This window comes from Photobacterium angustum, assembly GCF_003026365.1.
Taxonomy (GTDB): Bacteria; Pseudomonadota; Gammaproteobacteria; order Enterobacterales; family Vibrionaceae; genus Photobacterium; species Photobacterium angustum.
Genome location: NZ_PYOM01000017.1, coordinates 90,412 through 111,200, shown reverse-complemented (window position 1 = coordinate 111,200; position 20,789 = coordinate 90,412). Strand labels below are relative to the sequence as shown.

Annotated in this window: 19 protein-coding genes, 1 tRNA gene and 2 rRNA genes; 13 read left to right on the top strand and 9 right to left on the bottom strand. The window is 39.9% G+C overall.

Annotated elements, in window-relative coordinates:
• From CTN01_RS17120 to CTN01_RS17110, 3 genes are all read left to right on the top strand, one after another.
• Nucleotides 1-98 (top strand): 23S ribosomal RNA (locus CTN01_RS17120); the annotation flags it as partial.
• A gap of 114 nt (nt 99-212) precedes the next feature.
• A 5S ribosomal RNA gene (gene rrf / locus CTN01_RS17115) occupies nt 213-328 on the top strand.
• A 65-nt stretch (nt 329-393) separates the two neighbouring features.
• Nucleotides 394-470 (top strand) — tRNA-Asp (locus CTN01_RS17110).
• 195 nt (nt 471-665) lie between these two features.
• Here the strand turns inward: CTN01_RS17110 and CTN01_RS17105 are convergent.
• Entirely contained in the window at nt 666-1,523 is an 858-nt protein-coding gene (locus CTN01_RS17105; protein WP_107188516.1) for a TIGR03899 family protein, read from the bottom strand.
• Between the two features lie 294 nt (nt 1,524-1,817).
• Nucleotides 1,818-2,369, bottom strand: coding sequence for a YtfJ family protein (locus CTN01_RS17100; protein WP_045148750.1), 552 nt, complete (start codon nt 2,367-2,369; stop codon nt 1,818-1,820).
• Between the two features lie 214 nt (nt 2,370-2,583).
• Here CTN01_RS17100 and CTN01_RS17095 point away from each other — a divergent pair, with 214 nt between their 5' ends.
• The 3 genes from CTN01_RS17095 to tamB all read left to right on the top strand — a co-directional run bounded on the left by CTN01_RS17095 (nt 2,584) and on the right by tamB (nt 8,882).
• Nucleotides 2,584-2,793, top strand: coding sequence for a DUF1107 domain-containing protein (locus tag CTN01_RS17095; protein WP_005369934.1), 210 nt, complete (start codon nt 2,584-2,586; stop codon nt 2,791-2,793).
• A 585-nt stretch (nt 2,794-3,378) separates the two neighbouring features.
• Complete coding sequence (gene tamA / locus CTN01_RS17090; protein ID WP_045148749.1) at nt 3,379-5,130, top strand: autotransporter assembly complex protein TamA; 1,752 nt, start codon at nt 3,379-3,381, stop codon at nt 5,128-5,130.
• Complete coding sequence (gene tamB, locus CTN01_RS17085) at nt 5,127-8,882, top strand: autotransporter assembly complex protein TamB (RefSeq protein WP_045148747.1); 3,756 nt, start codon at nt 5,127-5,129, stop codon at nt 8,880-8,882. Before tamA ends, tamB begins: the two co-directional genes overlap by 4 nt.
• Before the next feature lie 68 nt (nt 8,883-8,950).
• On the opposite strand, the gene CTN01_RS17080 is transcribed toward tamB, so the two are convergent.
• The 3 genes from CTN01_RS17080 to fbp all read right to left on the bottom strand — a co-directional run bounded on the left by CTN01_RS17080 (nt 8,951) and on the right by fbp (nt 11,024).
• Nucleotides 8,951-9,316, bottom strand: coding sequence for a rhodanese-like domain-containing protein (locus CTN01_RS17080; RefSeq protein ID WP_244156026.1), 366 nt, complete (start codon nt 9,314-9,316; stop codon nt 8,951-8,953).
• A gap of 33 nt (nt 9,317-9,349) precedes the next feature.
• Entirely contained in the window at nt 9,350-9,880 is a 531-nt protein-coding gene (gene ppa, locus CTN01_RS17075; protein WP_045148746.1) for an inorganic diphosphatase, read from the bottom strand.
• 130 nt (nt 9,881-10,010) lie between these two features.
• Nucleotides 10,011-11,024, bottom strand: coding sequence for a class 1 fructose-bisphosphatase (gene fbp, locus CTN01_RS17070; RefSeq protein ID WP_045148744.1), 1,014 nt, complete (start codon nt 11,022-11,024; stop codon nt 10,011-10,013).
• A gap of 198 nt (nt 11,025-11,222) precedes the next feature.
• On the opposite strand from fbp, the gene mpl reads away from it, so the two are divergent.
• Together mpl and CTN01_RS17060 are read left to right on the top strand one after the other, a co-directional pair.
• Nucleotides 11,223-12,575: a UDP-N-acetylmuramate:L-alanyl-gamma-D-glutamyl-meso-diaminopimelate ligase gene (mpl, locus tag CTN01_RS17065; protein WP_045148760.1), complete on the top strand. Its 1,353-nt coding sequence runs from the start codon at nt 11,223-11,225 to the stop codon at nt 12,573-12,575.
• A 12-nt stretch (nt 12,576-12,587) separates the two neighbouring features.
• Entirely contained in the window at nt 12,588-13,205 is a 618-nt protein-coding gene (locus CTN01_RS17060) for a flavin prenyltransferase UbiX (protein WP_045148743.1), read from the top strand.
• Between the two features lie 40 nt (nt 13,206-13,245).
• Here the strand turns inward: CTN01_RS17060 and CTN01_RS17055 are convergent, their stop codons facing one another.
• Nucleotides 13,246-14,229, bottom strand: a complete 984-nt coding sequence (locus tag CTN01_RS17055) for a TAXI family TRAP transporter solute-binding subunit (RefSeq protein ID WP_045148741.1) — start codon at nt 14,227-14,229, stop codon at nt 13,246-13,248.
• A 260-nt stretch (nt 14,230-14,489) separates the two neighbouring features.
• Nucleotides 14,490-14,960 (bottom strand): transcriptional regulator ArgR, encoded by a 471-nt coding sequence (argR, locus tag CTN01_RS17050; RefSeq protein WP_045148739.1) that lies wholly within the window; start codon nt 14,958-14,960, stop codon nt 14,490-14,492.
• Nucleotides 14,961-15,352: 392 nt separating this feature from the next.
• Between argR and mdh the strand changes: the two genes are divergently transcribed.
• Nucleotides 15,353-16,291: a malate dehydrogenase gene (mdh, locus tag CTN01_RS17045; protein WP_045148737.1), complete on the top strand. Its 939-nt coding sequence runs from the start codon at nt 15,353-15,355 to the stop codon at nt 16,289-16,291.
• Between the two features lie 69 nt (nt 16,292-16,360).
• Here the strand turns inward: mdh and CTN01_RS17040 are convergent, their stop codons facing one another.
• The gene (locus CTN01_RS17040) at nt 16,361-16,552 is read right to left on the bottom strand and encodes a hypothetical protein (RefSeq protein WP_045148735.1); all 192 of its coding nucleotides are present in this window, start codon (nt 16,550-16,552) and stop codon (nt 16,361-16,363) included.
• A gap of 126 nt (nt 16,553-16,678) precedes the next feature.
• On the bottom strand, nt 16,679-17,650 hold the full coding sequence (ispB, locus tag CTN01_RS17035) for an octaprenyl diphosphate synthase (protein WP_045148733.1): 972 nt from the start codon (nt 17,648-17,650) through the stop codon (nt 16,679-16,681).
• Between the two features lie 278 nt (nt 17,651-17,928).
• Here ispB and rplU point away from each other — a divergent pair, with 278 nt between their 5' ends.
• From rplU to cgtA, 4 genes are all read left to right on the top strand, one after another.
• The gene (rplU, locus tag CTN01_RS17030) at nt 17,929-18,240 is read left to right on the top strand and encodes a 50S ribosomal protein L21 (RefSeq protein ID WP_005369904.1); all 312 of its coding nucleotides are present in this window, start codon (nt 17,929-17,931) and stop codon (nt 18,238-18,240) included.
• 18 nt (nt 18,241-18,258) lie between these two features.
• Nucleotides 18,259-18,516: a 50S ribosomal protein L27 gene (rpmA, locus tag CTN01_RS17025; protein ID WP_005369901.1), complete on the top strand. Its 258-nt coding sequence runs from the start codon at nt 18,259-18,261 to the stop codon at nt 18,514-18,516.
• A gap of 66 nt (nt 18,517-18,582) precedes the next feature.
• Nucleotides 18,583-19,509: a DMT family transporter gene (locus CTN01_RS17020; protein WP_045148731.1), complete on the top strand. Its 927-nt coding sequence runs from the start codon at nt 18,583-18,585 to the stop codon at nt 19,507-19,509.
• A gap of 84 nt (nt 19,510-19,593) precedes the next feature.
• Nucleotides 19,594-20,763, top strand: coding sequence for an Obg family GTPase CgtA (cgtA, locus tag CTN01_RS17015; RefSeq protein WP_005369899.1), 1,170 nt, complete (start codon nt 19,594-19,596; stop codon nt 20,761-20,763).
• Nucleotides 20,764-20,789 lie beyond the last annotated feature (26 nt).

Genomic DNA, 20,789 nt, shown 5'->3' with positions numbered 1-20,789 from the left:
TAAAGGGTTGTTGAAGACTACAACGTTGATAGGTCGGGTGTGTAAGTGCTGTGAGGCATTGAGCTAACCGATACTAATTGCCCGTGAGGCTTAACCATACAACACCCAAGGGGTTTTATACGGACTCTAAGTACACTTGAACGTGTAGAGAACACTAGTTACTTTCCCAGATTGCTATTTATTGTCGAATGACAATAAATAAACCGAATTTGCTTGGCGACCATAGCGTTATGGACCCACCTGATCCCATGCCGAACTCAGCAGTGAAACGTAATAGCGCCGATGGTAGTGTGGGGCCTCCCCATGTGAGAGTAGGACATCGCCAGGCTTCAAATTTAAGATATTCGTTTTGAACTACGGATATCGGATAAAACGAAAGTTTTATCTCCGTGTGGAGCGGTAGTTCAGTTGGTTAGAATACCGGCCTGTCACGCCGGGGGTCGCGGGTTCGAGTCCCGTCCGCTCCGCCACTTTATTAGAGAAACCTGAATCGAAAGATTCAGGTTTTTTTTCGTCTGTAGAAAATGATCATTATAGGGTAGTGAGTTAGGTGCTTTATATTGAGAAGCTAGCTGCCTGCTATTTCAGGTAAATTCAAGTTCAGCCCGCTTCAACATTGATTAAAAAGCTGAGTTAAAAAATTCAGGTTATGTATTTAAAATTAATCAGTATTGGTGGGCTACCGTAAAATATTTTAAAAGTAGTTCATTTAGTTGCTCTTGATATTCATCATTAGTCTGTGGACCAATTAATTGGGCTAATTCCTGTCCTATTGGTGATAAACGATAATAGGTAAAAGACGTCCCTTTTTTGATGGGTGATAAGCTGTAAGACTCTGTATGGTAGTTGAAATTGAGTTTATCAGTGTAACTTATTAGGTTTGTTTCTAGCTCTGTGCTTAATAGAAGCCCAAGTTCAGTTAAAATTAAAATAGACGAATAAGGTAAATGGTATTGGTTATAGTCAATATGTGTTTGGTGGCTTCTGTGAAAACTAAAGCTGTTTGTTCGCTGTTTTATACTTGTGAGAAGTTTTTTATTTTTATCGTTACCAATACAACAAGTAAGAGTCAGGACTTTTTGAAATAGAGCGGCTTCTCGATGTGTCATTGATAAGAGTATTTTTAAGGTGCGAAGAGATACAGAGCCTGGTTGAATGATCTCTTGTTTTAGAATTTTTGCCCACAGTTTTTGCATGGATGGAGTATGAATTTGTTGAGCCATTTCTATAAATCTTACTAACCAATCAGGATCAGGATCTCTCGCTGTCTCATCATTACATTGGTTATAGGCTTGTTTTATGATCTGCTCTAAATTTGATTGTTGTTGTTGTTGTTGTTGTTGAAGACGAACTTGTAATCTTTCTTTTAAAGTCCTCTCTTGAGTATTGTTAATTTCTCCATCGATAGCATATTTTTCTGCGATGCTTTTTATTTTTTTTTTACTGTCGGTGAATGTCTTTAATACCCCAAGCGCTCGACTATTTTCTATTGGTTTATCTATATTCTCTACTTTATTAGTCATACTTCTTTCATTCTCTTAACCAATAATTAACTCATTTTTGTTATCTTGATCTCATGATTAGTAACGAACACAATGAGATGTTATCTTTGTGTTAAATTAAAATAAGTGATGATTACGGAGCATCCTATGAAAAAATTGAATCGATATATTACTGATCTTATTTTAGTCATTGGTTATTCAACGATCGTGAGTTACTTGCTTTGGTTTTTTAGTAAATAGTATATCGACTATAGCTATCGTTTCTTTATTACTTTGAAAAAACCTTAGCCACCCAGAGAGGTGACTAAAGTGTCATTATAAATTTTTACTCACTAAACCGATCACTTCTTTAATCTCACTAGGTGTCAGTTTGCCTTCTTTGGCGAATACGACTTTACCATCCTTATTTACTACAAATACGGCAGAGCTTTCCTTTCTTAGATCCCATGTTTTTTGAACAATTCCATTGCTGTCCAGCACTATTGATGACCATGGGTATTCACGTTTACTATCTTCTGTTGCTGATTTTACAAAAGAACCAGTTCCCCACATCGCATCATTTTGGTTAATAATCGTTGTCGTTTGGTACTCATTTTCCGGAAATTTTGCGGCAGAAATAGCAGCAACAAGTGGTGCGTTAAGCTCTTTGGCTGCACTACGTCCAGCTATTGCGAATACTATACGCATTTTGCCTGTTAGCTTTGTACTTCTCCATGAATGGTAACTTATCGACTTATCTTTTAAAACAAGTTCACCTTTATTGGTAACAGTAACACCAGGTAATGAATCACCTGGTTTGATATTGGTAGCAAAGCTGATTGAAGGTACTAAAGCTGCAAGTAGGATAAAGGTTGCTTTCAATTTCATGTGTGGCCTCTTTTTAGTCTGATTTGTGATTATGATAGTTAATCTTCTTTGATCTGGTAGTACCAGAAGTTAATATTTGAGCTCTAAGTCGATCATTATTGTTACAAATTTCGTATTTATTGGAATATGGCAGACTGTTTGCATTAAGTTTTGATGTGATGAAACAAAGTCATCGATTTGCGGTCTATATCTGTAACCGTTGAGTGAGGACAATATGCTTAGAATCTTTAAAATTTACCGACCAAACCAAGTGGCTCGTTATGTAAAAAGCTACTTTCGAGGTCGTATTTTTATTATGGGTGTAGGTGGCTTTGAATTTGATAGTGGACGATTATTACCACCTAAGTCTGGTGATTTAAAAGCATTAAATGTATTAACTGAGGTGAATAAAGAGATTCAAATACTATCAGGAATAGTTGTGTAATTACTAAAATTTAGCGTATTTCTCTCTAAATTATCTTTATTTGTGGAATACGAGTCAGATATAAGTATCACTTTTTCTGTTTTCGGCTAACTGGGAACTTGATCCTGCCATATGACAACACAGATGTACTCCCTCCATTGTCATGTATCAAGTTAAAGAGCTGTATTAAATTATCTTTTCTCAAAAAAAAGTTATTAATTGTTCTACAGTTGTTTTAGTTGCTGAAAGTAGTTTGAACCGTTTTAAGTACTATCTTTACTTCGTGATAATTCTTAATAATTCCAACAGGCTATAATACTGGCAATGAAGTTATAGCTTAGATTTAGAATGGGACTTATTACTTCTATTAAAAAAGATTGCATTCTATTACTGTTGAGGCATTGTTTTTCTTAAGTTCATTGACCTTAAGTTACTTTTTTTTAGATTCATTTTGTTAATATTTATAAATAGGTAGCTGAAAATGGCTCAAAATTCTATTCGGTTCAATATTCATAAATTTTCAGATGGCAAAGGTTGGAAGTTACTTATAGCTTTGTCAAAATGGGTTCGTAATTAATTCTAAATTTCGCAAAGAAGCACAATAGAATGAATAAAGTTTTTAAATGGTTGGGTGTGACATCATTTGCTTTGGTGCTATCGAGTCCAGTTATGGCCTCTTCATTGAAGATTAAAGGCTTGGATGGAAAAGTAGAAGATAATGTTGATGCTTATCTTTCTGCGTTATCAAAGGATGATTACAGTGCGACATTGCGCTTTAAAGATCTGGTATTAAATGAAATTAGCGACGCACTGCAGGCATTAGGCTATTACCAGCCAAAGTTTGATTATCAAGTCTCGGGCAGTGGCTCTAAAACGAAAATTGTGGTTACCGTTGATCAAGGTCCACGAGCGCATATTAGTAAAAGTAATCTGATTATTACAGGTGATGCTAAAAATGATCCTGCTTTTATGTCATTAGTAAAAAGCAGTGGTTTAGGGCTAGGTGAACCGCTTAATCAAGGTAAATATGAGGCTTTTAAAGCATCATTAATGAGTTTAGCACTTCGACGCGGTTATTTTGATGCTGAACTAACGAAAAGTACATTAGAAGTGGTGCCTAGTCGTAATGAGGTCTTTATCAATATTAATTTTGATTCAGGTCGACGTTATACCTTTGGTGAAACAACTTTTCAGGGAAGCCAAATTGATGATAACCGCTTACGTTCAATGATCCCTTATACGGAAGATGAACCTTACCTTGCTTCAAAGCTGGGAGAGTACAATGAACGTCTGTCTAACGTTGGTTGGTTTTCCTCCATTTATGTTGGTGGAGATGTCAAAGAGCGTAAAGATGATGCGATCCCAATTCACGTTGTTGTTACTCCACAAGTTAAAAATCAATTTGAAACGGGTATTGGCTTTTCGACTGATACCGGCCCTCGTTTGAAATTCAATTGGAAAAAACCGTGGATTACGAGTAAAGGGCATAGCTTTTACTTGAAATCAGAAATATCAAAAGAAGAGCCAAAAGTTGAAGCGGTTTATAAGATCCCACTCGATGATGTGTTGAATAATTATTATCAAGTTGTCGGTGGTATTCGTTATGTCGATACGCACGATACGATAAGTACACAATTTGGTATCGGGGTTGAGCGTCACTGGCGTTTAGATTCGGGATGGAATCGGACTATTGCGCTCCGTTGGTTAACGGAGAAGTATGAGCAAGGTAAAAAGGAAAAAGGGGTTTTCAATGTTTTGATGCCTGGATTGTCATACAGTAAAAGTAGCATCGTTGGGGGAATATTCCCGACCAGCGGGAGTAAATATAATTTTTCTGTTGATCTTGCTAATGAAAATGTTGGATCAAATACTACTTTTGCTCGAGTGCAAGCAAAAAATGCTTGGATTCGTAGTTTTGGTGAAAATCAGCGTGGTATTTTCCGTTTAGATGGCGGCGCTATTATTAGTGATAGCATTCGAGACGTGCCACCTTCGTTACGTTATTTTATTGGTGGTGATAATAGCCTTCGAGGTTATGGTTATCAGTCTATTTCTCCTCGTAATAGCCAAGGAAAAATGGAAGGCGGTCGTTATATGGCAACCTCTAGCATTGAATATCAACACCGTGTTTATGGTGATTGGTGGGGGGCTGTATTTTATGATTATGGTTCTGCTTGGAATACTACACCTGATTGGAAGCGTGGCGTCGGAGTTGGTGTTCGATGGGTTTCACCTGTAGGTCCTATTCGCCTTGATTTTGCTTGGGGCTTAGATAAGAACAAGAGCAATAATGATGGTTTCCTTAAACTGAGCAAAGATGAATTTCAGCTCCACTTTACTTTAGGTCCTGAATTATGATTTGGGTTAAGCGTATAGCACTTGGCGTATTAGCCTTATTATTATTATTAGTTATTGCTGTAGCTGCACTACTTTATACACCAGCTGGTATTAAAGTTGCAGCATGGGGAGCGCAAAAAGCACTTCCTGCCTTGTCGATTGGTGAATCGCAAGGTGCTTTATTTGATGGTTTTGAATTTAAGAATGTCCGCTATAACGACGGAAATATAGATCTTGCTGTTAATAAGCTGAATTTAACATTAAATGATAGCTGTTTATTAACTCCTGAGATTTGTGTCTCTGATCTAGGGGTGCAAGGTGTCAAGTTTTCAATGCCAGAACTTCCACCTGCATCGGATAAGCCGGAACAGCCTTCAGAGCCTGTAACTGAAATTTCAATACCATTACCTATTCATATTGAGAAGGTAACGCTTGATGATATCGATTTAGATATATTGGCGAATAAAGTGCGTTGGAAGCATTTCTCTACAGCAGCAGATTTACAAGGCAGTCATGTCACCTTAAAGCCAACGGATTGGGAAGGGATTTATTTAGCATTAGCACAATCTAAAGCGGATGATAAAAAGCCAGCTGCAGTGTCGAAATCAACGAAAAAAGCGGAAGCAATAAAACTGCCTGATGTTGTGTTACCGATGTCTTTTGATATTGAGCGTTTTACGGTAAAAGACTTTGAGTTAGCCGGCGAAACGCCACAAAAGGTCTCGTTATTAGAGCTGATTGCGAATGCTAAAGACAGCGATATCAATATTGGTAAGTTGCAGGTGAATGCACCTCAAGCGTCTTTAACCGCGAAAGCTGATGTGACGTTAACGGGAGATTACCCGCTCACATTAGATGCGAATGCAAAGATATCGATGAAGCCTGTTGAAGGGCATCAGTTGCATTTAAAAGCATCAGGCTCATTAGCGAAATTGGTACTTGATGCGACGTTAAAAGGTAAATTAGATGCGTTGGTTAAAGGTAAATTATCGCCGCTAGATCCAAATCTTCCTTTTGATGTAGTGGTATCAAGTAAGCATTTACAATGGCCTATTGATAAAAAAGCAGAATTTACTGTTGCCAATACTGATATAAACGCCAAAGGTAGCTTAAAGGGCTTTACGTTTAATGCTAAAAGTAACGTAAATGGCACGCCTATGCCAAACGTGAAATTTAATTTGAAAGGTAAAGGTAACCTTGATTCTGTGAACTTATCGGCACTGAATGTAGAGACCTTAGCTGGCTCTATTACAGGCAATGCAAAAGCAAGTTGGAAAGATCTTGTTAAGTGGCAAGGTCAGCTCGCTTTTACCAATATTCAGCCAGGTAAACAATGGCCAGAAGCGGAAGGCAACGTAAGCGGTAAGTTAAATACATCAGGTGGTTTAACTGCAAAAGGTGGTTGGTTTATTAAATTGCCAGAGCTTGCTGTTAATGGCTCGATCATGAAACAGCCACTTGATCTTCAAGGCCAGCTTGATGTTTCTGATCTGACGGGTAAAGGCAAAGATCTTAAGTTTAAAACACAGGGATTAACATTAAAGCATGGTCCTAATGGTTTAGTCGCGAAAGGAGAATTAGACAAGACGTGGAATGTTGTTGCTGATATTAAAGCGCCAGATTTATCTAAATCATTAGCAGACTTGCATGGTCGTATTAATGGTGAGGTGAAGTTATCTGGCAAGATGGCTGAACCAGATATAAAACTTGACCTTGAAGGTGATGATCTTGGTTGGCAAAAAGTCGCAAGCCTTGCGTCTTTTAAATTGAAAGGTAGCGTAACGCCATTACCAGTATTAAAAGCTGATATTAGTTTAAATGCTAAAAAAGGTAAATTTGATACTGTTACGTTGGATGATATGGATGTGTTGTTTAAGGGCACAGAGCAAGATCATCGTTTAACGGTAAAAGTAAAAGGAGAGCCAGTAGGTACTGAGTTACTTCTAACGGGTAAATTAGATCGTAAGACAGGCTGGCAAGGGATCTTGCAAAAAGGTGACTTTACGACCCCTGTTGGTGAGTGGGTACTAAACCATCCAACACCTATCCGTTATGATCTGAAAACCGCAATGGCAACAGTCGGTGCACACTGTTGGAAACAAGGGAAAGCTGGAATTTGTTTAACTCAAGATCTGACTGCTGGTGCATCGGGTAATGCGCAATTAGCAATAAAGCGTTTCAATTTTGATTTGTTGAAATCATTTATGCCTGAGCAGATGAACGTCAACGGTGAGCTTGGTGCAAATGTTGTCGCTAAATGGGCACCGAAGAGTGCACCTTATGTAAAAGCCCAGATTTTGATGCCGAGCGGAAGTTTTACTCAACAAGTGGATACCGATGATGCACCATTAACGTTAGGCTGGGATAAAGTTACCGTTAATGCTGAGATGGAAAATGATGTTCTAAATGCTAATTGGTTAGTGGCGGTTAAAAATAATGGCGATTTATCAGGTAATGCTAAGATCACTGATCTACAAGGTGATAAGCGTATTAATGCCAATGTGAAATTAGATCGTTTTACGCTTGCATTTTTAGAGCCTGTTATTAAGGACTACCATCAGTTTGGTGGTCAAGTTGATACTAACTTGCAAATAACGGGGCCAATCATGCATCCCGCAGTGAATGGTTTATTACAAGTCACGAAGCTAGAAGCAAGAGGGCGTAAAGTACCATTAGATGTTCAGAACGCTGATATCAAATTAGCCTTTAAGGGTTATAACGCAACGTTAATGGGGAATATTTATACTCCTGATGGACAATTGCTGTTACGTGGTACTGGTGACTGGCAAGATATGGCGGCGTGGAAAACGGAATTAAATATTAATGGTAAAGAGTTGCAAGTGAGTATGCCTCCGATGGTTTCTCTTAAGGTCTCTCCAGATCTCACCATTAAAGCTACACCTAAATCTGCAGATATTAGCGGTAAGGTGGGAATTCCATGGGGACGCATTACGGTTAATCAATTACCAAAATCTGCGATCGCGGTTTCTAAAGATCAGGTCATTTTAAAAGATAACCTAGAGCCTGTTGAACCGAAGAAATCTGTGCCGTTTGATATTACAACTAATATTATGGTGCATGTTGGTGATGACGTGAAGTTATCAGCGTTTGGTTTAAAGGCTGGCTTATCAGGTGATCTGAATGTTCGCCAAGAAGGCAAAGGACCAATGATTTACGGTGAAGTGAATATTGCCAAAGGATCCTCTTACCGAGCATTGGGGCAAGAATTACTTATTCGTAAAGGACAGATATTATTTAATGGCCCACCTGATCAGCCATACCTCTCTATTGAGGCGATCCGTGATCCTGATAATGTTGAAGATGATGTTATTGCGGGAGTTAAGGTAACTGGTTCTGCAGATAAACCTGAAGTGAGTATTTTCTCTGATCCTGCGATGCCACAACAAAATGCATTGTCATATATCTTAACGGGTCATAACCTTGATAGTGAAAATGAGGGAGGGTCGAGTAATGCGATGACGACGGCATTGATAGGTATGGGGCTGGCGCAAAGCGGTCAACTTGTTGGTGATGTAGGTGAAGCGGTTGGTATTAAAGATCTTAGCTTATCGACTGCTGGGTCTGGCGATGATTCACAAGTGACAGTTAGTGGTTATATCGCGCCAGGACTACAAGTGAAATACGGCGTTGGTTTATTTAATGATGTGGATGAGTTTACCGTACGTTATCGCCTGATGAAGAATTTATATATCGAAGCAGTGAATGGTCTCGATCAGGCAGTGGACTTACTTTACCAATTTGAATTTAATTAATTATTAGTGATGTCATCTAATAAAAAGCCCAATGCTAGCATTGGGCTTTTTTTTGTTTGTAACACGAGCTAGTCCTTTGGTTTAGTCTGTAGGAGTTGTTGGTAACTCATACCGTTAAATGTGTTTTTATAGCCAAGAGAATATAATTCAGCGACTGCTATTTCAGCACGTCGACCTGAGCGGCAGTAGAGTAATATCGGTTTGGATTTGTCTATCGAATATTTTGAAATTGTCGCGATCTGTTCAAAAGGAATATTAACAGCATTAGGAATGTGTCCTGCGGCAAATTCTTCGGCTGTTCTTACATCAACAATGATAGGGTTATGTGCTTGCTCTAGTCGCCAAAATTCATCTGGACTGACATTTTTAGCAAATGAAATAGCGGTAAATAAAGTTAAAAATACCGCGAGTAAACCACGTTTATTTTTCATCATATTTTACCGCTATTAATAAGTGTTATTAGCTAATTACTTCTTTTGAGCACGCTCAAAGGAAGTTAGAATTTCAGCTTTTGCTGCTTCTGCATTATCCCAGCCTTCTACTTTTACCCACTTGTTTGGCTCAAGCTCTTTGTAGCGCTCGAAGAAGTGGGTGATCTGTGCTTTAAGTAATTCAGGTAAATCACCCACATCTTGGATATGATCGTATTCTTTACTTAGTTTACTGTGAGGCACGGCAACGATTTTTGCATCTTCACCTGATTCATCTGTCATCTTCAATACGCCAACAGGACGACAGCGGATCACTGCGCCCGGGACGAGTGGATGCGGCGTTGGTACGAGTACATCAACCGGATCACCATCAAGTGATAATGTGTGGTTAACATAACCATAGTTACACGGATAAAACATTGGGCTAGACATAAAACGGTCAACAAAAATCGCACCACTGTCTTTGTCTACTTCATATTTAATCGGATCTGCATTTGCTGGGATTTCAATAATTACGTAAATATCTTCTGGGATATCCTTGCCTGCAGGGACCTGATTAAGGCTCATGACTAATTCCTTCTAAGGTTAATGAAATGTTGTTGTTTATTAAAATTATAATGAAGGTAAACAAAAACAAAAGCAAATCATCATCGTTGCGGTGTCGCACAATCAGATGCACGACACGTATCGCTTCTATTTACTTATCAGGATATTCACGAAGGAAGCCTTCGACTTTCTCAACCATGTTGGTGGAGCCAACAAAGAAAGGTACACGTTGGTGTAATTCTGTTGGTGGAATATCTAAGATCCGCTGAAAACCATTCGTTGCTTTACCGCCAGCCTGCTCGATAATAAATGCCATTGGGTTACATTCATAAAGAAGGCGTAGTTTTCCGTTAGGGTAACTGGCGGTACTTGGGTAGAGATAAATCCCACCTTTTAATAAATTACGATGAAAATCAGCGACTAAAGAACCTATATAGCGTGATGTATAAGGTCGTTTTTCTTCAGGTACGGCTTCTTGGCAATATTTTATGTACTGCTTTACACCGGTAGGAAAACGAATGTAATTACCTTCGTTAATTGAGTAAATGACACCATCTTTTGGAATGGTCATATTTTCATGAGAGAGACAAAAACTACCTAATGAGGGATCATAGGTAAAGCCATGAACACCATTGCCTGTGGTATAAACTAGCATAGTGGATGAGCCATAAATGACATACCCAGCAGCAACTTGTTGGTTGCCTGTTTGCAGAAAATCTTCTTTTGTTGGAGGAGAGCCTACAGGGGAAACTCGACGATAAATGGAAAATATCGTTCCCACAGAGACATTAACATCAATATTAGATGAACCATCGAGAGGGTCCATTAAAACAACGTATTTTGCATTTAAATTTAATGGTTTATGAAATGCAACAGCTTCATCTTCTTCTTCACTCGCAATACCGCAGACTTGATCTCTAGCTTCAAGAGCGGCTTTAAATTTATCGTTAGCATAGACATCGAGCTTCTGTTGCTCTTCGCCTTGGATGTTGTTCTCGCCGACCGTACCTGTAATATCGACCAATCCTGCTTTGTTAATTTCTCGGTTGACGATTTTAGCTGCGAGTTTAATTGACCCTAATAGGGATGAAAGCTCGCCACTTGCATGAGGAAAGTCACTCTGTTTCTCGACAATGAATTCACCAAGCGTTCTAATATCAGTCATAAACAATCCTTTCATCATGTTGTCATATAATCGGGTGAAGAGAGTAGAATATAGCACTTGATAAACTCACCTGCGGGTGAGATGAAGTGCTAAATCGTATTTTTGTTATATAAGAAATTGTATATAAAGATCTTTTTTATGGTAACGAAGTAACGCGAAAGCGTGAAACTAACCGAATTAATGACGGAGCCAGCAGCAATGCATATTCATATTTTAGGTATTTGCGGTACATTCATGGGCGGTGCTGCAATGCTTGCAAGGCAGTTAGGCCATAAAGTTACTGGCTCTGACGCCAATGTGTATCCACCGATGAGTACCATGTTAGAAGATCAAGGTATTGAAATTATCCAAGGATATGATCCGAAACAACTCGAACCTGCTCCTGATCTCGTGGTGATTGGTAATGCAATGAGCCGTGGTAACCCTTGTGTTGAGTATGTCCTTAACAGCAATCTACGTTACACCTCAGGCCCACAATGGTTGCAAGAGTATTTATTACATGATCGTTGGGTAATGGCGGTATCGGGGACACACGGTAAAACAACAACAGCAAGCATGTTGGCGTGGATTTTGGAAGATTGTGGTTATCAACCGGGGTTTTTAGTCGGTGGGGTGCTGGGGAACTTCGGTATTTCAGCGCGTTTAGGGGAAAGCATGTTCTTCGTGGTTGAAGCGGATGAATATGACAGTGCTTTTTTTGATAAGCGTTCGAAGTTCGTACATTACCACCCTAGAACCTTGATCATGAATAATTTGGAATTTGATCATGCTGATATTTTCGATGATCTTAAAGCTATCCAACGTCAGTTCCATCATCTTGTACGTACAGTGCCTGGTAATGGTCGTATTTTAGCGCCAAAAGGGGTGAAAAATATTGATGAAACGCTAGAGATGGGTTGCTGGAGTGAATTGGAATATATCGGTGGTGACGGTCATTGGCGTGCTGAAAAACACCATGCTGATGGCAGTGTGTTTGATGTGTATTTAGATAGCGATATGGTAGGTACGGTGCATTGGCCTTTAGTTGGTGATCACAATGTTAATAATGCCTTAATGGCAATCGCTGCGGCACGTCATGTTGGGGTTACGCCAGATCTTGCATGTGAAGCTTTAGCTAAATTTATTAACACTAAGCGTCGTCTTGAGCTTAAAGGCGAAGTTAACGGTGTAACTGTTTATGATGATTTTGCTCATCACCCAACCGCTATCGAGCTAACGTTAGGTGGGTTACGTGCAAAGGTGAACCAATCGCGTATTTTAGCCGTATTAGAACCTCGATCTAACACCATGAAGTTAGGAGTACATAAAGATGATCTTGCTCCTTCTTTACATGCCGCAGATGAAGTTTTTTTCTTCCAACCGCCAAATATTCCATGGTCAGTAGAAGAGATTGCTGAGCAATGTTCACAGCCTGCTTATTGCAGCGCGGATTTAGATGATTTGGTCAATAACATTACAAACAAAGCACAACCGGGTGATACCATTTTAGTGATGAGTAACGGTGGTTTTGGTGGTATTCATGATAAGTTATTGGCAGAACTAGCTAAATAATAGGAAAACGTAATGACAGATAAACGTATAACGCTAGCATGGACAGGCGCATCGGGTGCTCCTTACGGACTACGTTTATTAGAATGTTTATTAGCGGCTGATTATCAGGTGTATTTATTGATTTCATCCGCGGCACGTGTGGTTTTAGCAACAGAGCATGGTTTGAAACTATCAGCATCGCCTGATAAAGCACGAGAACAATTAGCTGCTCATCTAAATGGTAATGCTGATAAATTAACTGTTTGTGGCAAAGATGATTGGTTCTCTCCTGTCGCGTCTGGCTCTGCAGCACCGAAACAAATGGTTGTTTGCCCATGCTCGGCTGGATCCTTGGCTTCTATTGCTTATGGCATGTCAGAAAATTTGATTGAGCGTGCTGCTGATGTGGTGATTAAAGAGCGTGGTCAATTGGTGCTGGTGGTGCGTGAAACACCATTTTCGACTATTCATTTAGAAAATATGCTTAAGCTTTCTCAGCTTGGGGTAACTATCATGCCTGCCGCTCCGGGTTTTTATCATCAACCACAATCGATTGATGATTTAATTGATTTTATGGTCGCAAGGATCTTGGATCATTTAGGTGTTAAGCAAGGCTTAGTTCCGCGATGGGGATATGACCAACGCGCATAATGTTAAATATTTAAGCCCGTAATTAATGTTACGGGCTTTTTTAATATTGCTCGTTAGGGGGCAGAAATCCTGCCTCTTGATAATAACGAATAGCGCCTGGATGGAAAGGAACCGATAATCCGTTTTGGAGCATGCCTGCTTTAGTTAAATTGGCAAAGGCTGGGTGGAGTCTTTTGAAGGTATCAAAATTACTAAAAATTGATTTTGTTAATGCATAAACGATTTCTTCAGAAACATCTGTACTTGAAATTAAAGTCGCTGACACGCCAAAGCTTTCAGTATTCTCTTTAATTCCCTTATAAAAACCGTGAGGAGTCATTGATTTGGTGTAAAAAGGATGATCTGCAATGATCTTTTCGATATTAGCCCCTGTGGTCGGAATTAATTTAGCATTACAATAGACTGCGGCTTCTTTTATTGCCCCGTTTGGGTGACCTACAAGATAGATATAAGCATCAATTTCGTTATTACATAATGCCTCTGAGCGCTCCGCAGCAGGGATCGAAATAAGGTCAAAATCAGAATGCGTCCAACTAAGGCTATCCATAACAATTTCCATTGTCGCTCGATCGCCTGATCCTAATTCACCAATATTGATCCGCTTACCTTTAAGATCATCAATATTATTTATTCCTGAATCTTCACGAACAATAATATTAAAAGGTTCATCATGTAGTGAAAAGATAGCTCTCATCTTGCTGTAGGGACCTTGATCTTTAAACTGGTTTGTACCGTTAAAGCCATGAAATTGCCAATCAGATTGAACAATACTAAATTCAAATTCTTTGTCTTTGAGTTTAGTAATGTTGTAGATAGAGCCAGTGGTTGATTCAACCAAACAACGTAAATTATGTTGCTGTCGTCCTTGATTCACTAATTTACAAATCGCACCGCCTGCAGGGTAATAAACACCATTGATAGGCCCTGTTCCTATCGTGATAAAACGTTGGGCATATGCTGTTGATGCGATGAAATAACAACTTAAACTGCATAGCCCAAGTATCATTATTTTATTTAATGTCATGAATGAATCCTTTCTAATCATGATGGTTAATGGATACGAATGAGAGCGTATTAAAGAATATTTTTACTGTTTATCATAACAAATGACGATAGTCTGATGGGCTTTTGTCTGTGCTTCACCACTCAAATTGAGCAATAAGAAAGATGAAAATAGGCAAACTTGAGATCAATAACAAGAGTCAGAGATAGGGAATAAAGTAGGGGAGGAGCCGGGTCTATTTGATATGTCACTCAATGATGAAAATAAATAGACCCAAGGGATTACTTGCTGTAATCAAATAGCTCACAAACAGAATCGTAAAGCTCTTCTGCTGTTATGCTGCTAGTTGGTGTAATAAAGATCGTATCATCACCCGCAACTACGCCAAGGATGCCTTCGGCTTTGCCTAAAGAATCTAATAAGCGAGCAATCACTTGTGCAGCACCAGGACCTGTGTGAATAACAACAAGTGCGCTGTTGTAGCCTACATCCATGACAAGATCTTTTAATGGACTGCTTGTTGTAGGTACGCCGAGTTCAACAGGTAAACAATACACCATTTCCATTTTTGCATTGCGTGTACGTACTGCACCGAATTTTGTAAGCATACGAGAAACTTTAGACTGGTTGATATTATCGAAACCTTGCGCTTTCAACGTATCAACAATCTCACCTTGAGAACTGAATTTTTCTTCTTTTAGAATTAGTTTAAACGCTTTAACTAAGCGCTCTTGTTTATCTGAATTTCGCATAAATAAATATTATCTACAGAGATGAGGTGGGGTATTTTTGCATAACATATCACTAAGTAGCAAACAAACTGCATGAAATCTGATTTTTGTATTATCAGGTGTTAATAATCACTATAAGGGCAGTAATAATCTTTGTCGTTGTTTTTAATAGAGAACATCATCTTTTAACTGTTTAAATTATCACTTTTTTGCATAAAAGTTGTTTTTGTTGTGACAAGAGCGGATGACAAAAAAGGGTTTCTGCGCAACTTCGCAAAGCGTGCGGCCGAAGATTGTATTTGTTATCAGCTTGCTATAACGTCCCTTTATTATGCTTATCTTATGCAATGAAAATTGGCTTAAGTAAGCTGTATTAATAAAAAAAGATACTTCTATCGTAAAGGAGAACGAACATGAAAGTTGCTGTAATTGGCGCTGCTGGTGGTATAGGTCAAGCTCTTGCTCTGCTATTAAAAAACCATCTTCCAGCAGGTTCAGATCTTGCTCTATATGACATTGCACCAGTAACACCTGGTGTTGCAGCCGATCTTAGCCATATCCCGACCCCTGTATCTATTAAAGGTTATGCAGGTGAAGATCCTACTCCTGCATTAGAAGGCGCTGACGTTGTCCTTATTTCTGCGGGTGTAGCGCGTAAACCGGGTATGGATCGTGCTGATCTTTTCAATGTAAATGCCGGTATTGTTAAATCACTAGCAGAAAAAATTGCTGTGGTATGTCCTGATGCTTGTATTGGTATTATTACTAACCCTGTAAATACAACAGTGCCTATTGCTGCTGATGTACTTAAAAAAGCAGGTGTATACAACAAGCGTAAGCTGTTCGGTATTACAACACTTGATGTGATCCGCTCTGAAACGTTTGTTGCTGAATTAAAAGATAAATCGCCTTGTGATATTAGTGTTCCAGTAATAGGTGGTCACTCAGGTGTGACTATTTTACCGTTGCTATCACAAGTTAAAGATATTGAGTTTACTGATGAAGAAGTAAAAGCATTAACACCACGTATTCAAAATGCAGGTACTGAAGTTGTTGAAGCAAAAGCGGGTGGCGGCTCAGCAACCTTGTCTATGGGTCAAGCGGCATGTCGTTTTGGTTTAGCACTAGTACGTGCATTACAAGGTGAGCAAGGTGTTGTTGAATGTGCATACGTTGAAGGTGATGGTCAGCATGCACGTTTCTTCGCACAACCTGTATTATTAGGTAAAGGTGGTATTGAAGAAGTAATGGATTACGGTTCATTAAGTGACTTTGAGCAATCCGCGATGGAAAGCATGCTAGATACGCTTAAAGGTGATATTACTTTAGGCGAAGAGTTCGCTGCAAAGTAACCCGTTTAAATAGTAGAATAATAAAAAGCGGCGATTAAGCCGCTTTTTATTAACTGTGAGAAGTCTTTTCTAATAATAACGATCACAACCTGTGTGTAATTGTGGTTGATCAATGATCTCGTTGCATTCAATTGAACGAAGTTGATGATCGTTCTTATGCTCAATGATCACGGCATTATTTTGCAGATCAATGTCGATCACTTTCCCCACGCCATGTAATGACTCGACCCACATACCAACCTTTAATTGGGTTATCTCCATTATTCACTCCTACTTACCAGCAAAAGAAATAAACTAATACCAATTATAGATCATCTACGATCGTCTGATTTTTATATAGAAAAAAACCTGCCAATGTAGCAGGTTCTATGGAGGTATATCAAAGGCTTATTTATTACGTTGTACAGCCATGTGTGCTAGTGCAACTAAGGCTTCTTTGTACTCAGAATCAGCAATCGGTGCTAAAGCCGCAATGGCTTTTTCTGCCTCTTCTTCAGCACGTTGTTGGGTGTATTCCAGTGAGCCATGTTCATGCATGCAAGCTAGAATAGCATCCAGTTTTTCCATGCCGTTGGCTTTCTCAATCGCTTCTCGGATCATTGCTGCTTGTTCAGCATTACCGTGGCGCATCGCGTGAAGTAATGGTAGCGTCGGTTTACCTTCTGCTAAATCGTCACCCACGTTTTTGCCCATTTCTTTACCATCAGCAATATAGTCAAGTACATCATCGATAAGCTGGAATGCTGTACCTAAGTAACGACCGTACTCTTGGAAGGCGAGTTCGATTTCAGCTGGAGCATCTGCAATAATTGCTGCGATTTGTGTCGATGCTTCAAATAAACGTGCTGTTTTTGAGTAGATAACTTGCATGTAGCTATCTTCGGTGGTGTTAGGATCATTACAATTCATTAATTGTAGAACTTCACCCTCAGCGATCACATTGGTGGCTTCACTCATAATGTCGAGGATCTTTAACGATCGCAGGCTTGTCATCATTTGAAATGAACGTGTGTAAATGTAGTCACCGACTAAAACACTGGCAGCATTACCAAACGCTGCGTTAGCTGTTTCTTTACCGCGACGCATGTTCGATTCATCGACAACATCATCGTGCAATAATGTTGCTGTATGAATAAATTCAATAAAGGCAGCTGCTGTCGTGTGTTTATCGCCGTCATAGCCCAAAGCTCGTGCTGCTAAAACAGCTAGCATTGGGCGTAGACGTTTGCCACCGCTACTGACAATGTAGAAACCTAGTTGATTGATAAGCACAACCTCTGAGTTAAGTTGTGCTTGTATCTTCGCGTCGACCTCGGCCATATCGTTGGCGGTGAGCGCTTGGATAGCTTTGAAATCCATTAATACATCCAGCAAGATTGTTGGCCACGTAGGGCGGAAAAGTGATTCGAATGGTTTATCGAATCTTACACTAAAATAGTACTATCGTCATAACCCCAACGTGCGCTATTTCAAAGACTTTTTTTGTTGGGCAGCTTTTCATCAATTTTCTTTCCATAATGGCTTGCCAGAATAACTCTTTTCGCGTAACATTCGCGCCCTATTGATGACAAGATTAAGCGCATACCCATTGCCTTTTTTATGCGGCAAATGGCCTATGCGGACAAGCGGAGTAAGACATGTACGCTGTTTTCCAAAGTGGTGGTAAACAACACCGTGTAAGCGAAGGCCAAACCTTACGCTTAGAAAAACTAGACGCTGAAACTGGCGCTAGCATTGAATTTGACTCAGTACTTTTAGTAGCTAATGGCGAAGAAGTATCTGTAGGCGCACCTTTTGTGGCTGGCGGTAAAGTAACTGCTGAAGTTGTTACTCACGGTCGTGGCGATAAAGTTAAAATCGTTAAGTTCCGTCGTCGTAAGCACTCTCGTAAGCAAATGGGCCACCGTCAGTGGTTCACTGAAGTCAAAATTACTGGCATCAGCGCTTAATAACAGGAGAATTTAAAGATGGCACACAAAAAAGCTGGCGGTTCTACTAATAACGGTCGCGATTCAGAAAGCAAACGCCTAGGTGTTAAGCGTTTTGGTGGCGAATCAGTTCTAGCAGGTAACATCATCGTTCGTCAACGTGGTACTAAGTTCCACGCAGGCAACAATGTTGGCCTAGGTAAAGACCACACTCTATTCGCTCTATCTGATGGTAAAGTGAAGTTCGAAGTTAAAGGTCCTAAGAACCGTAAATTCGTATCTATCGAAGCTGAATAATATTCAACTTTGACACGAAGATTAAAGCCCTGCCTATTGGCGGGGCTTTTTATATCTGGAGGGTTTATGCGAGATCGTGGCCCAATGATCGGTTTTTTTCTTGCATTAACAACGGCAGTCTTTTGGGGCGCGTTACCAATTGCGATGAAGCAAGCTGTTGAAGTGATGGACCCTTTCACTATTGTTTGGTATCGCTTTATTACGGCATCTGTCGGTTTAGGTTTATTATTAAGCTGGAAAAAGCAGTTACCAACAATTTCAAATTTAGGCCGAGCTGGTGGTCTAGTGTTACTGATTGCAAGTATTGGGCTTGCGGGTAACTTTGTCCTGTTTAATAGTTCGCTAAAGTATCTTAATCCACCTGTGGTACAGGTTATTATTCAATTAGCTCCAGTGGGCTTATTGGTGACCAGTGCATGGGTATTTAAAGAAAAGCTTGCTAAGCACCAGATTATTGGTGTGATTTGTTTACTGGCTGGCTTACTACTGTTTTTTAATGAACGCTTAATTGAGTTATTTACCAGTTTTTCTGGTTATACTTTAGGTGTGAGTTTAGCTGTGGCGGCTGCTATTGTGTGGGTGATATATGGCCTTGCACAGAAGTGGTTATTAAAGCAATTTACATCAGCACAAATTTTGCTGATGATCTATGTGATCTGTGCTTTGATCCTTACGCCAGTAGCGCTACCAGAACAAATCTATGCAATGGATAATCGTCAACTTGCGATGTTGGCATTCTGTTGTATTAATACGCTTGTTGGCTATGGTGCTTTCGCTGAAGCGATGTCACGCTGGCAAGCCTCACAAGTGAGTGCAGTGATCACACTGACTCCTTTGTTTACGATATTATTTGTCGATCTTGCGAGCCTTGCTCTACCACAATACGTTGCGCCAGTAACGTTGAACATCTGGGGTTACCTTGGTGCGATGGTAGTGGTAAGTGGTGCGATATGCTGTGCTATAGGCCATAAATTTATTCGCCAGCACAAATAATCTAGGTCGATGACAATAATTACTACGCCATGATGAGTTTTGTGATCATGGCTGTATGTTAAACGCCACAGTGCGGAGAAAAGAATGAAGTTTATAGATGAAGCAGTTATCAAAGTTGATGCCGGTGACGGTGGTAACGGCGTAGTGAGTTTTCGTACTGAAAAGTACATTCCTAAAGGTGGCCCTGATGGCGGTGATGGTGGTGACGGCGGTGACGTTTACCTATTTGCTGATGAAAACTTTAACACCTTGATCGATTATCGTTTTGAACGTTTCCATGCTGCAGAGCGTGGTGAAAATGGTCGTGGTGGTAACTGTACGGGTAAGCGTGGCGCCGATAAAATACTGACGGTACCAGTAGGTACACGTGCAGTTGATGACGATACTGGTGAAGTGATTGCCGATCTGACTGAACACGGTATGAAAGTGATGGTCGCTAAAGGTGGTTTCCACGGCCTAGGTAACACCCGTTTTAAATCATCTGTAAACCGCGCACCTCGTCAAAAGACAATGGGTAGCTTAGGTGAAGTTCGTCACCTTCGTCTAGAATTGCTGCTTTTGGCTGATGTAGGTATGTTAGGTTTACCTAACGCAGGTAAATCGACCTTTATTCGCTCTGTATCGGCAGCTAAGCCGAAAGTAGCGGATTACCCATTCACTACGTTAGTACCAAGCTTAGGTGTTGTACGTGTTGATGCAGAGCGTAATTTCGTTGTTGCTGATATTCCGGGTCTGATTGAAGGTGCGGCAGACGGTGCTGGTTTAGGTATTCGTTTCCTTAAGCACTTAGAGCGTTGTCGTGTATTACTACACATGATTGATCTACTGCCTGCTGATGGCTCTGATCCGGTAGAAAATGCATTCACTATCATCAATGAGCTTGAGCAATACAGTGATAAGCTAGGCAATAAGCCACGTTGGATTGTATTTAACAAAGCTGACTTGCTTGATGAAGAAGAAGCGCAAGAGAAAATGACTGAAGTATTAGAAGCCCTTGCTTGGGAAGATAAGTACTACAGTATCTCTGCACTAAACCGTACTGGAACGAAAGAGCTAACATATGATCTGATGGAAGCGATTGATGCTATGCCTAAGATCAAATACGAGCCAGAAGAGAAAGAAGATAAAGTTGACTTCAAGTGGGATGATTACCACGCTGAGCAAATTAAGAAAGCTCAAGATGAAGACGATGATGATGATTGGGATGATTGGAATGAAGATGACTACGATGTTGAAATCATCTACAAGCCATAATCAAGCCTGATTGTGTAGAAGAAGCC